Below are 13,027 nucleotides of genomic sequence, written 5' to 3' on the forward strand. Positions count from 1 at the left end.
CGGAGCGTAGCGCCACCTGACAGAGATGGTCTAGGCCGCGACGTCGTCCCCGGCGCCTTCGTCGAGCCACGCGTCGACGCGGACCCCGGCCAGGTTGCGCTGGCTCATCGCCGCGAGGATGCGCGGGAGCGCGGCGACCCCCGCGGGCGCGTGATCGTCGCGCTCGGCCGCATCGTGGAGCAGCACGATGGCCCCGTCGCGGAGCCCCGGGATGACCCGGGCCGCCACCCGCTCGGGCCTCGCCCCGGCGAGCCCGTCGAACCCCCGCGCCGACCAGCCGATTACGTCGAGGTCGAGCGCGTCGACGACGCGGGCGATGCGCGGGCTTGTGTGACCGACAGGCGGCCTGAACAGCGCCGGGCGGGCGCCGGTGATCCGCTCGATGACGTCGAGGCCCTCGCGGAGGTCGCGCTCGACGTACCGGGCCGAGCGCAGCGAGAAGAGCCGGTCGTGCGCGTGGCTGTGCAGCGCGACGGCGTGGCCCCGCGCCGCGATCGCGCGGACGAGCTCGGGGTGCGCCTCGGCCTTGCGGCCGATGACGAAGAACGTCGCCTTCACGCCGGCCTCGTCGAGGAGGTCGAGGACCCGCGGCGTGTGCTCCGGGCTCGGGCCGTCGTCGAACGTGAGCGCGACCCCGCGCGCGCCGGGCGGGCCGCGCTTCACCACGTCCACGAACATGCCGAGCCCGAGGAAGAAGACCCCGCAGTGCACGAGCGCGAGGTACCCGAGGCCCGCCGCGCAGGCGACGGCGAGGGGCACCGGCGCGACGAAGAGCGAGCGGGCGACGAGCGCGAGCGCGCCCGCCGAGGCCGCGTAGAGGAGCGCCCGCGCGAGAGGCACGGCTACTTCTTCGCGCGCTTCTTCTCGGGCTCGATCTCGAGGTCGTCCTCGAGATCGTCGGCCGCGGCGGCGGCGGCGATGCGCTTGTTGCCGCCGGCCGCCGCCTTCGCCGCCGGCTTGGCGCCCGGCGTCGCCTCGTCCGAAGGGTCGTTGTCGGCCTCGTAGAAGCCGCCGAGGAGGGCGGCGATCGCGGCGAGCGACGTGACCGCGAGGCCGCCGAACGTCCCGGCGCTCCCCGCGGCCTCGCCGAGCGACAGGTTCGCGCCCCCGAGCTCGCCGAGCGGCACCGGCACGGGCACGGTCAGCCACCGGCGCGCGGCGTACATCAGGCCGGCGCCGAGCAGCGCCCCGACGAAGGCCTTCATGCCCGCCTCGATCTTCGCGTCCTTCGCCCAGATGGGCTTGCCCGCGATGAGCCCGACCAGCACCCCGGCGAGCGCCGCGGCCAGGTAGGCGATGATCGCGAAGGGCGCCGCGTAGCCGAGCTTCGCCAGCCCGAACCCGAGCAAGCCCCCCACGATGAGCCCCTTCACAATCCCGAGGATCAGGCGACCCAGCATCAGATCCATCCTTGGCACGACGCCGGGCGCTGTTCAACATGGCGCGGCGCCGCGAGCCCAACCGCGCGGCGCCGCGCCGTGGTAGAGGGCGCCCACCGCCCGGGCGGCGCCCGCCGCCAGGGCAGCGCCATCACAGTTTCACGGTTCCACAGCCCCCACAGCCCCCAGCGCCCCGGCCCTGCCGCGCGCCGCGCCCCTCGCGGCGGCCTGACCCGGGCTCCGACCGGTCGTGCTCTTCAACACCCTTCGCTACGCCGAGTTCTTCGCCGCCGTCTTCGTCGGATCGTGGGCGCTCGTGCGGATCGCCGGCGTCTGGCCGCGCCTCGTGTTCCTGCTGCTCGTCAGCTACGGGTTCTACGCGGCCTGGGACTGGCGGTACCTGCCGCTCATCTTCGCCTCGTCCACGGTCGATTTCCTGCTCGCGCGCGCGATCGCCCGCGAGACGAGGCCCCGGGCGCGGCGCGCGATGCTCATCGCCACCGTGGCGCTGAACCTCGGGTTCCTGGGGTTCTTCAAGTACTGGAACTTCGCGATCGAGAACGTCGCGGCGCTCCGCGCCCTGCTCACGGGCGAGCCGGCGAGCGTGGGCCACGCGTTCCGGGTGCTCCTGCCGCCGGTCGGCATCTCGTTCTTCACGTTCGAGTCGATGAGCTACGTCATCGACGTCTACCGGGGCGAGCTGCCGCCGCACAAGAGCTACCCCCGCTACCTGCTCTTCGTCGCCTTCTTCCCGCACCTCGTCGCCGGCCCCATCGTCCGCCCGCGCGACCTCCTGCCGCAGTTCGAGCGCGCCCCGAGCCTGACCCGCGAGCAGGGCGGCGAGGGGCTGTTCCTCATCGCGATCGGCCTCGTGAAGAAGGTGGTGCTCTCCGACCAGCTCGCGCTCAACCTCGTCGACAGGGTCTTCGAGCGCCCGGAGAACTACTCGGCGCTGGAGGTCCTCGCGGGCGTCTACGGCTACGCCGCGCAGATCTACTGCGACTTCTCGGGCTACACCGACATCGCGATCGGCTCGGCGCTCCTGCTCGGGGTGCGGTTCCCGAAGAATTTCGACGCGCCGTACAAGGCCAGGAACCTCGCCGACTTCTGGCGCCGCTGGCACATCTCGCTGTCCACGTGGCTGCGCGACTACCTGTACATCCCGCTCGGCGGCAACCGCGGCTCGGAGCTGGCGACGTACCGCAACCTGATGATCACGATGCTGCTCGGCGGCCTGTGGCACGGGGCGTCGTGGAACTTCGTCTTCTGGGGCTTCCTGCACGGCCTCGGCCTCGCCGCGACGCGCGCGTTCCAGCGCGCCGTCCAGCGCCGGGGCGGGCGAGGCGAGGACCGCGAGGCCGCGGCGCGCCCGTCCCCCCTCCGCTTCCCGCTCCACGCCCTCTGCGTGCTGCTGACGTTCCACTACGTCTGCCTCGCGTGGATCTTCTTCCGCGTGCCGAGCTTCTCGCAGGCCGTGCTGATCCTGCGGCAGATCGGCACGCTGACGACCTTCCACCCGAACCTCCCGCCCGTGCTGGTCGCGCTGCTCGGGGTCGCGCTCGCGTCGCACTACGTGCCGGAGCGCCTCTACGAGCGCGTCCGCGCCGGCTTCATCGTGGCGCCGGCGCCGGTGCAGGGCGCGCTGCTGTTCCTCGTCGCGATCGGGCTCCACGAGGCGGCGAGCGCGGCCGCCGTGCCGTTCGTCTACTTCCAGTTCTGATTCCCGTTCTGATCCGGGCGCCGGGCTGAACCGGGCGGCGCGGCGCGGCGCGGCGCGGCGCGGCGATTTGCGCCGCGGTGCATTTCTCGGGATTTCGAGCGGATCGGTACACTACGCTCGCACCGTGCGCCCGTCTCCTCTCGCCGCCCTCGCCCCCTTCGCCGCCCTCCTCGCCGGCGCGCTCTCGCCGGCGTGCAGCGTGGGCAACGTGCCCTCGAACGCGATGCCGATGGTCCGGTCGCGCGCCACCTCCGACCTCGACTGCGCGGACAAGGACGTCCGCGTCGAGGAGCAGCTCGGCGGGCAGTTCAAGGCCGTGGGCTGCGGTCGCAAGGCGTACTACCGGGCCGCGTGCGAGGGGCTGCGCTGCGTGGTGAGCGGCGAGGGCGAGGCGGCCGTGCCCTGGCGGGATCGCCCGGAGCCGATCGACGTCGACCGGGGGCGGGACCACCAGTAGGCCGCGGGTTTCCCGGCCTTTTTTGGGGCGCCTGCGCCCGGGATCGAGGTAGCCTGCGGCATCTCGAGGATCCGCCGCAGGGGTTCGGTCATGGCCTTCATCATCACAACCGGGAGCTGCACGTGACCGCGAAGGCGCCGGCCGATCCGGACGGCCCCGAGCCGGCCGACGCCGAGGAGGCCGCACCGGCCGACGCCGGAGGGGCAGCGCCGGCCGACGCCGGAGGGGCAGCGCCGGCCGACCCGGAGCCGAGCGCCCCGGCGGACGGGAAGGCCGAGCCGCGGCGCCGGACGAAGAAGCGCGCGAGGCAGCGCGGGGCGGCGTCGTCGCCGCTGGGCAGCGCCGCGCCGGCGCTCCCGCGCAACCCCGAGCTCGTGCGCCTCGAGCAGGCGTTCGAGCGCGGCGACTACGCGCTCGTCCGGGCCGGCGCGAAGCGGCTTCTGAGCGGGGCCGGGCCCGACGAGCTCCACGGCGCGGCTCCGGCGGAAAGGCATCCCTACCGGCCGCTCGACGCGCAGGGGGCCGAGCGCACCAAGGCCGAGCGCGCCGAGGCCGAGCGCGCCGAGGTCCGCCGCGCGGCGCGGGCGCTGCTGCGACGGATCGAGCCCGACCCGCTCGCCGTCGCCCTGCTCGTCGCGGCCGTGGCGCTGCTCGCGTTCCTGTCGCTCTGGTACTGGTCCCACAGCCACGCGTCTCCGTGACGACGCCGCCCGTGACGACGCCGCCCGTGACGACGCCGCCCGTGACGACCGGGGAGGCAGCGCGGTGAGCGCCGCGAGCGCACGTCCCCCGGGCCGCGCCCGCGCGCGCCGGCTCGCCGCGCTCGCGCTCGCGCTGCTCGGCTGCGGGGGTACCCCCGGCGCCGCGCGGCCCGCGGCGTGGAACGCGGCGCCCGAAGGCCAGAAGGGCGCCTCCTCGGGCACGGGGGCCGAGCGCTACTTCCCGCTCGTCGACGGGCACATCTACCTTTACGTGACCATGAGCGAGGGCGGCGAGCAGGGCCTCCTCGTCGCCCGCGTACACCGCGCGGACGAGCGCCACGGCGAGCTCCGGTTCCCGTCGGGGGTGAAGCGCTTCGAGTTCACCGGCGAGGGCGTCGTCCGCAGCGACACGGGCGTCTACGTGCTCAAGGAGCCGATCGCGCCAGGCACGACGTGGACCGGCGAGCACGGCGGCCGCGCCCGCATCGCCGCCGTCGACGCCGCCGTCGAGGTGCCCGCAGGCCGGTTCACGGGGTGCGTGCAGACCGTGGAGGAGCGCCTCGGCGACAGGCCGGCGCGCTACGTGTCGACGTTTTGCCCGGACGTCGGCGTGGTGGCGCTCGAGGCGGCCAGCGGCGCGAGCTACGAGAAGGCCGAGCTCAAGAGCTACGCGCCGCCCGTCGACGTGGGCCCCGACGGCCTGCAGCGCGCGCCGGCCGAGCCGCCGCCGGGCGCCGCGAGCCCCTGAGGGCGCGCCTCGCCCCGCGTCTCGGCCGGCGCTGCTCTCGCGCCGCGAGCGCGTGATTTGCGCCGCCGCCCGGTAGCGAGCGCGCGGCACGCGCCGCCGCCCGGTAGCGAGCGCGTGATTTGCGCCGCCGCCCGGTAGCGAGCGCGCGGCTCGCGCCGCCGCCCGATCAGGGGTGAACACGCGATCGCCCGGCGCGCTTTCCTTGCGAACCGCGCCGGCGCGCTTCCGTTTTCGGGGGGGCGGGAAGTAGACTCCCCGCGCCGCTCGCGGGAGCCGGCGCAGCGCTTGCAACGGGCAGGCGGCGCGGGCACCCGGGGCCGCAGGCCCCGCGATCGCCAACGACATGAACTACTGGGATTACATCCACGTCGAGGAGCTGCTCGCGCTCCAGGGCGGCTTCGACGACGACGAGCAGAAGGTCGGGAACGACGAGGCCCTCTTCATCGTCGTCCACCAGATCTACGAGCTCTGGTTCAAGCTCATCCTCCGCGAGCTGACGTCGGCGCGCGAGCTCTTCCGCCAGAACCCCGTCCCCGACCAGAAGCTCGCCTCGGCGGCGCGCTCGTTCCGGCGGGTCGTCACCATCTTCGAGCAGGCGATCCAGCACTTCCGGGTGATGGAGACGCTAACTACCCGTGATTACCTGGATTTTCGGGATCGCCTGATCCCCGCGAGCGGCTTCCAGTCGGCGCAGCTGCGCGAGATCGAGGTCGTGTTGGGCCTCGACGACGCGGTCCGGATCCCGCTCGGCCGGGAGGGGAGCTACAAGGAGGCGCTCAAGACCGCCGACGGCTCGTCGTCGTCCGCGACGCGGCGGCTGGAGGCGCGGCTCGCGAGCGGGCCGAGCCTCAAGCACTTCCTGTACGAGTGGCTCTCGCGGACGCCGATCGACGGCTCGAGCGACCCGGGCGCGGTCCTGCGCTTCCTGCGCAACTACATGCGCTCGATGCGCGAGGAGAACGAGCGCCGGGTCCAGATCGCGATCGACAAGGCGCTCACCGCGGCGGACGTCGAGCGGCTCCGCGCGCGCTACGAGGCGGAGAACGCGAACGCCGAGGCGTTCCTGCTCGCCGAGGACGACCCGGACGCCGACGCGGCCACCTGCGAGAAGCGCCGGGCCGTGCGCGCGGCGATCGTCTTCATCGAGAGCTACCGCGAGCTGCCCCGGCTCGCGTGGCCGCGCGAGGTGCTCGACCGCATCCTGGAGATGGAGCAGGCCATGCTCATCTGGCGGCAGCGCCACGCGCGGATGGTCGAGCGGGTGATCGGCCGGCGCACCGGCACCGGCGGGTCCGCGGGGGTCGATTACCTCGACCAGACCGCGCTGCGCTACCGCGTCTTCGGCGATCTCTGGACAGTGCGCTCCCTTCTTTTGCGACAGCCGAGCGTCCCTGCGCTCGAGCACGCATCGGACTACGGATTCCGGGTCGAGGACTCTCCGTGAAATCACTTCGCGATCATTTCTTGCGGATCGACGCCCGCTCGCTCGGGCTTTTTCGCGTCACCTTCGGGCTGGTCCTCATCGCCGACCTCTTCGCGCGGTGGCGATGGGTGCGGGACTTCTACTCGAACGAGGGCGTCCTCCCGAACCACAACCACCTCTTCAACCTCCGCGGCAAGCAGCAGGTCTTCAGCCTGCTCCACGCCGTCTCGACGGTGGGAGAGGCGCACTTCGCCTTCGCGCTCGCGCTGCTCGTCTACGCCCTGTTCCTCGTCGGCTACCGGACGCGCGTGTTCCACGTGCTCGCGCTGGTGGTGCTCGTGAGCCTGACGTCGAGGAACATCCTGCTCGAGAACGCCGGCAACTACGCGGCGATCGCGCTCCTCGCGCTCACCGCCTTCCTGCCCCTCGGGAGCCGCTTCTCGCTCGACAGCCTGCGCACGTCGCTGGCGCTCCGGGACGAGAAGCGCGACACGGAGCTGAACGACAGGTCGAGGGTGTCGGAAGCCGAGATCGCGGCCGAGCGCCTGCCCGGCTGGTCGCCGACCTCGCTCGCCGCGCTGGCCGTGCTGGTCCAGCTCGCGCTCATCTACCTCTGCACGGCGCTCCAGCAGCGCGGCGAGGCGTGGCGCGACGGGTCGGCGTTCTACTACGCGCTCCACGTCGATCGCTGGGCGAGCGACGCGGGCGCGTGGCTCCGCGACGCCCTGCCGCTCGGCACGCTGCGCGGGCTCACCTTCGGGACCTGGGCGATGCAGATCGCGATCCCGGTGCTCCTCTTCGTCCCCGCCCTCTTCCGCTGGACGCGGGGCATCGCCGCCGCGCTGATGGTGGTGCACGGGCTGATCCTCGGGAGCTTCTTCGACTTCGGGCTCTTCGGCTGGTCGCTCGCCGCCGCGGCGGCGCTGGTGCTGCCCGGCGAGCTCTGGGACGTGTACGAGCGCTCCTGGAACGAGCGGCGGGCGCGCACGCTCGTGTACGACGCCGACTGCGGGCTCTGCCTCACGCTGTGCCGCACGATCAAGCGGCTCGACCTGCGGGGGCACGTGGCCTTCCAGGGCAACGGCGCGCTCGACGAGCTCTACGTGCGCAACCAGACCGGGGCGACGGAGCGCGTGCCGATGCCGAAGGAGGTCACGGCGGAGCTCGTCGAGCGGACGGTGCTCGCGATCGACAGGAAGGGGCGCGTCCACACGCAGGGCGACGCGGTGACCGAGGGCCTCCTGGCGCTGCCGTTCGGCTGGCTCGCCTTGCCGCTCAAGCTGCCCGGCATCTCGCACCTCCTGAACGTGCTCTACGAGGTGGTCGCGACGCGCCGGCACCACATCAGCATGCTCCTCGGCAAGCAGGCGTGCGGGATCCCGCTGTTCGACGAGAGCCACGCGGACGGCGACGACGAGGGCGCCGCGCCGGATCGGCCCGCGCCCGCGGTGCGGGCGGCGCGCCTCGTGCTGGGGTCGCTGCGGGAGGCGGCGGTGCTCGTGGTGCTCGCCGCGGTGCTCGCGCAGACGGCGAAGGAGAACCCGCTGCCCGGGGCGGCCGCCATCCCGCAGGGGAGGGTGCTCGCGGGGGTGGCGTCGTGGCCGCGCATGCTGGCGAAGTGGGACGTGATGGCGCCCGAGCCGCCGCGGAGCAGCGGGCTCCTGGTGATCGACGGCCAGACGCGCGCGTCGCAGCCGATCGATCCGCTGACCGGGGAGGAGCCGCGGCTCCAGCCGGCGGGGCACCCCGCGGCGCGCCTCGGCCAGCTCTGGTCCGATTACATGGACCGGATCCGGCGGCCGGAGTGGGTCGACTTCCAGCGCGCCTTCCGCGACTACCTCGCGAAGGGCGGGCCCCTCTCGGCCGAGGGAGGGCGCGAGATGTCGCTCTCGGGCTTCGACGCCTACTGGGTCTCCGCGCCGACCCCCCCGCCGGGCGAGGCCGCGTCAGGCACGTTCGAGCGGGAGAAGCTCTTCGCGCACTCGCGCGGCGGCATGGGGCGGCTCGGCGACCGGCCCCTGCCCCTCTCGCCGAGCCTCGCCCGACCGAACAAACCGAACTGAGGCGCTCGCATGCGAGGGGCTGACGAGGACCCGAGCGCCGCGGCCACCGGCGCGCCGGCCGGAGACGACGCGCCGGCCGGAGACGACGCGCCGGCCGGAGACGACGCGCCGGCGGACGGCGCGACATCCGGAGAGAGCGCCCCCGAGGACAGCGCGACATCCGGAGAGAGCGCGCCGCCCGGGGCCAGCGCTCCAGCCCCGAGGGCGCCGGCCGAGGGCCGCCTCCGGCGCGCGGGGCGCTGGATCAAGGAGCACTACTGCACCATCGACGTCCGCACCCTCGGCCTGTTCCGGCTGGTGCTCGGCTTCCTGCTGGCGAGCGACTGCGTGCGCCACTGGGCCGAGGCGAGCTGGATCTACAGCAACGACGGGGTGCTCACCAACCACTATCACCTCTTCCACCCGAGCAGCGGATACAACTTCAGCCTGTATCACGCGTTCTCGTCGATCGGAGAGGTCCACGTCGCGTTCGCGCTCTCGCTCTTCTGCTTCCTCTGCTTCTTCGTCGGGTGGCACACGCGGCTGTTCTCGATCCTGTCGTTCCTCCTCGTGACCAGCAGGGACAACCGGATCGTGATGATCGAGAACGGCGGTTACGTCGTCGTGAACATCATCACGTGCTGGGCCATGTTCATGCCGACCGGCAGGCGCTTCTCGGTGGACGCGCTGATCCGCTCCTACCGCGAGCGGCAGGAGCGAACAGCCGCCGATCTCGCGGACCGGAGCCGCCCCGCGTGGGCCGTGCAGCCGTACGTCTCGGGGATCGTGCTCCTCGCGATCCTGAACCTGGTGACCATCTACTATTTCAACGTCGTCAACAAATCAGGCCAGATCTGGCGTCACGGCGAGACGGTGCACTACGTGCTGCACCTCGACCGCATGGTGACCGGGCTCGCGGTGGTCGCGCGGGAGTACATCCCTTTCTGGGCGAAGAAGGGAATGACCTGGGGCGTCCTCATGGTCGAGGCGATGCTCGTGCCGTGGATCCTCTCGCCCTATGGCCGCCGCACCACGCGCGCGCTCGCCATGGCGGGGATGTGGGGCCTGCACGGCTCGTTCGGGGTCATGATGCGCCTCGGCCCGTTCTCTTGGTTCATGATCGCCTGGTCGTTCCTGCTCCCGACGGCGCAGCACTGGGACGCGCTCGAGCGCTGGTATCGCCGCCGCGCGGAGCCCAGGGTCGTCGTCTATGACGGGAGCTCGCCGCTCGCCTTCGCGCTGATGCGGCTCCTCGCCCGGCTCGACGGGCTCGGGCTGCTCCGGTTCGAGGAGGCGCGCACAGAGGCCGCCGGGGAGGGGGCCGGGGGAGGGGAGGGGGCCGGGGGAGGGGAAGGGACCGGGGGAGCGGCGCCCAGGCCGGAGCTCTTCGTCGTGCGCGACGCGAGCGACGCGGCCGGCGGACGCGTGTTCCAGGGCGCCGCGGCGCTGCGCGAGATCCTGCAGGCGCTCCCCGGGGGCCGCTATGCGCGGCCGCTCGTCTGGGCGCTCTGCCTCGGGGCGCCCGGCGCGCTGCTCGGGGCGGCGTCGCGGCGGCGCGACGCGATCGCCCGGTTCTTCGGGCTGACGCTGCGTCCGCGCGCGAGGGCGTCGGCCGCGGAGAGCCCGTCGCCGCTCTCGGAGAAGCTCGCCCGCGGCAGGGTCATCGCGCGGGAGGCGCTCGTCGCGTACCTCGGGCTCTGCGCCGTGAGCCAGGCCATCAACGAGAACAAGAGCGTGCCCGCCTTCCTCAAGCACACGCAACCGAAGCTCGTGCAGGCGACGATCGTCTATCCGCGCCTCCTCCAGGGATGGGGGATGTTCGCGCCGAACCCGATCACCGAGGACGGGTCGATCACCGTCGATGCGATCACCGTCGACGGGCGGCACGTCGACCCGTTCACGGGGCTCCCGCCCGATCTCGACCTCACGGACGCGCGGGGGCTCGGGCTCGGGCAGATCCAGCAGGACTATTTCAACCGGATCCGGCTCGACCGGAACAAGGTGTTCCGCAGGCCCGGGCTCCAGGACTACCTGCTCAGGTACTCCGAGCGCACCGGGCGGCCGGAGGACGAGATCGTCGCGTTCGACGTCTACTGGGTGCGGGACCAGTGCCCGAAGCCGGGGGAGAGCGCGCCGTACAAGAACGAGGCGATCCCGATCCTGTCGTACCGGAAGCCGGGGTATCGGCCGCGCCCGGGGCTGCCGCCGCTGCCGCCGCTGCGGAAGGAAGAGAGCGCGGGGAACTAGCGGGCTGGCTACCCGAGGGCCCTCTGCATGCGTGTCCGGGTGAGGACCTCCGCGGTCCTCGCTCCGTTGCAATGAGAGCCGTTGCCTGCGGGTCTCTGCCACGTCGCTCGCCCATCAGCCCTTCGCGCTGAGCGAGCGAACGTGCTGCGGCATGGCGCCGCCGGCGCGGATCGGATCAGGCAGTCTGGGCGGCGGACGCTCGGCTCCAGGATTGCGGTCCAGGCATGGACACGCATGTTGTAGCGATGCCGGCTCCGCTCGAACACTACGGTCTCATCGGTGACACGACCACGGTCGGTCTGATCTCACGTAACGGCTCGCTCGACTGGCTCTGCCTGCCACGCATCGACTCAGACGCGTGCTTCGCGAAGCTGCTCGGACGCAACGACCACGGCTACTGGACCATCCGGCCAGCCACGGCGATACGCAGCTCGGAGCGGCGCTATCGGCGGGACACGCTGGTCCTCGAGACCGAGTTCACCTGTGAGAGCGGCCGCGCGCGCCTGATCGACTTCATGCCCCCAGGCGTCGCCGCGCACGAGGCCACCCGACTCGCCGACGGCGCCCATGGCGTCGTCGAGCACGACGTCATCCGGATCGTCGAAGGCATCGAGGGCGAAGTCCCGATGCACTCCGATCTGAGGGCGCGGTTCGGCTACGGCCGCGTGATCCCGTGGATCCAGTGTGACGGAGGCCGAGCGACGCTCACGTCTGGACCCGCCGCGCTTGCGTTGAGCAGCCCGGCGCCGCTCGAACCCGACTGGAACGCCGCCCGCCTGGAGGCGAGCTTCGTCGTCCGTGCGGGTCAGCGCCTGCCGTTCACCCTCACGTTCTACCCGTCCCATGAACACGCGCCGGCCCACCCCGTCGACGCGGAGCAGGAGCTCGCGCGAACCGAGCGTCACTGGCGAGAGTGGGCGGGCCGCTGTCGCTACCAGGGCCGCTGGCGTGACGCCGTCGTGCGGTCGCTCCTCACGCTGAAGGCGCTCACCTACGCGCCCACGGGTGGGATCGTGGCGGCGCCGACAACGTCCCTGCCGGAGGAGCTCGGCGGCGTTCGCAACTGGGACTATCGCTACTGTTGGTTGCGCGACTCCACGCTCACGCTCGACGCCCTGATGCGCGGCGGGTACCTCGAGGAAGCCCAGGCCTGGCGCGACTGGCTCATGCGCGCGGTCGCCGGCGCCCCCGCGCAGCTGCAGATCATGTACGGCGTGGCCGGGGAGCATCGGCTCACCGAGATCGAGCTGCCGTGGCTCCCAGGATACGAGGAGTCGAGACCGGTGCGGATCGGCAACGGCGCATACGATCAGTTTCAGCTCGACGTCTACGGCGAGGTGCTCAACACGCTCTACGATGCCCACGCGCACGGCCTGCCAGATCTGCCGCACATCTGGGACCCTATCGTGGAGATCGTGGACTTCGTCGAGAGGTCCTGGCAGCGGCCGGACGAAGGCATCTGGGAGGTACGCGGGGGGAAGCAGCTGCACTTCACGCACTCGAAGCTGATGACCTGGGTGGCCGTGGATCGCGCCGTACGCATGATCGAGGAGTTCGGTGTAGGCGGACAGCATCGACTGGAGAAGCGGCTCCAGCGCTGGCGCGCGCTGCGCGAGGAGATCCGCGGCGACCTGCTCGCGCGCGGATTCAACACGCGCGTCGGCGCCTTCACGCAATCGTACGGCTCGGAGGCGCTCGATGCCAGCGTGCTCCTGATCCCGCACATGGGCTTCCTGGCCGCCGATGATCCCCGCATGCTGTCCACCGTCGCGGCGATCGAGAAGGGCCTCACCCGGGACGGCCTCGTCCTGCGCTACGCGACCGAAACGGGGGTGGACGGCCTGCCGGGGGACGAAGCGACCTTCCTCATCTGCAGCTTCTGGCTCGCCGACAACTACGCGATGGTCGGTCGCCTCGACGAGGCGGAGGCGCTCCTCGATCGCCTGGTCTCCCTCGGCAATGATGTCGGCCTGCTCGCCGAGGAGTACAGCCCCGAGCTGCGCCGCCAGCTCGGCAATTTCCCACAGGCGTTCTCTCACGTCGGGGTCGTCAACACCGCGCACATCATCGACGCAAGGAAAGCCGGGAAGGAAGTCTCGTTGCCATCCGCGGCGTAGGGCACGGTCGGCATGTGCGGGGACCAGCAGGGGCAACGCAACGTCGCCGGCGCCACGCATCCGATGATGCCTTCTCCCCATGTGATCGACGAGGGCCTCGCAGCTGACGGTCGCCAGCGACAGCAAGGCAAGCGGCCGGTCGAGTCCCGTCAGATCCGGTCCAACGCGAGCGAACGAGAAAGCTCACCGCCTC

The 13,027-nt window shown here is 72.2% G+C and carries 10 protein-coding genes; 8 read left to right on the plus strand and 2 right to left on the minus strand.

Features of this window, described 5'->3' with window-relative positions; translation table 11 throughout:
* Positions 1–30 precede the first annotated feature (30 nt).
* Positions 31–840, minus strand: a complete 810-nt coding sequence (locus WME85_RS49720; RefSeq protein ID WP_437832356.1) for a polysaccharide deacetylase family protein — start codon at positions 838–840, stop codon at positions 31–33.
* A gap of 2 nt (positions 841–842) precedes the next feature.
* On the minus strand, positions 843–1,400 hold the full coding sequence (locus WME85_RS49725) for a hypothetical protein (RefSeq protein WP_437832358.1): 558 nt from the start codon (positions 1,398–1,400) through the stop codon (positions 843–845).
* Positions 1,401–1,629: 229 nt separating this feature from the next.
* Between WME85_RS49725 and WME85_RS49730 the strand changes: the two genes are divergently transcribed.
* The 8 genes from WME85_RS49730 (at position 1,630) to WME85_RS49765 (ending at position 12,834) form a co-directional block, all read left to right on the plus strand.
* Complete coding sequence (locus tag WME85_RS49730) at positions 1,630–3,099, plus strand: MBOAT family O-acyltransferase (RefSeq protein WP_437832361.1); 1,470 nt, start codon at positions 1,630–1,632, stop codon at positions 3,097–3,099.
* 124 nt (positions 3,100–3,223) lie between these two features.
* A complete protein-coding gene (locus WME85_RS49735; RefSeq protein WP_437832363.1) occupies positions 3,224–3,556 on the plus strand; it encodes a hypothetical protein in 333 nt (110 codons plus the stop codon).
* 122 nt (positions 3,557–3,678) lie between these two features.
* Positions 3,679–4,257 (plus strand): hypothetical protein, encoded by a 579-nt coding sequence (locus WME85_RS49740; RefSeq protein WP_437832365.1) that lies wholly within the window; start codon positions 3,679–3,681, stop codon positions 4,255–4,257.
* A 64-nt stretch (positions 4,258–4,321) separates the two neighbouring features.
* Positions 4,322–5,005: a hypothetical protein gene (locus tag WME85_RS49745; protein WP_437832366.1), complete on the plus strand. Its 684-nt coding sequence runs from the start codon at positions 4,322–4,324 to the stop codon at positions 5,003–5,005.
* A gap of 343 nt (positions 5,006–5,348) precedes the next feature.
* Complete coding sequence (locus tag WME85_RS49750; RefSeq protein WP_437832368.1) at positions 5,349–6,449, plus strand: tryptophan 2,3-dioxygenase family protein; 1,101 nt, start codon at positions 5,349–5,351, stop codon at positions 6,447–6,449.
* Positions 6,446–8,491 (plus strand): DCC1-like thiol-disulfide oxidoreductase family protein, encoded by a 2,046-nt coding sequence (locus WME85_RS49755; RefSeq protein WP_437832371.1) that lies wholly within the window; start codon positions 6,446–6,448, stop codon positions 8,489–8,491. Before WME85_RS49750 ends, WME85_RS49755 begins: the two co-directional genes overlap by 4 nt.
* 9 nt (positions 8,492–8,500) lie before the next feature.
* Complete coding sequence (locus WME85_RS49760) at positions 8,501–10,717, plus strand: hypothetical protein (protein ID WP_437832372.1); 2,217 nt, start codon at positions 8,501–8,503, stop codon at positions 10,715–10,717.
* A gap of 245 nt (positions 10,718–10,962) precedes the next feature.
* Positions 10,963–12,834 (plus strand): glycoside hydrolase family 15 protein, encoded by a 1,872-nt coding sequence (locus WME85_RS49765; protein WP_437842583.1) that lies wholly within the window; start codon positions 10,963–10,965, stop codon positions 12,832–12,834.
* The last annotated feature ends 193 nt before the right edge of the window (positions 12,835–13,027 follow it).

The organism is Sorangium sp. So ce1153 (genome assembly GCF_051521595.1).
GTDB lineage: Bacteria > Myxococcota_A > Polyangia > Polyangiales > Polyangiaceae > Sorangium.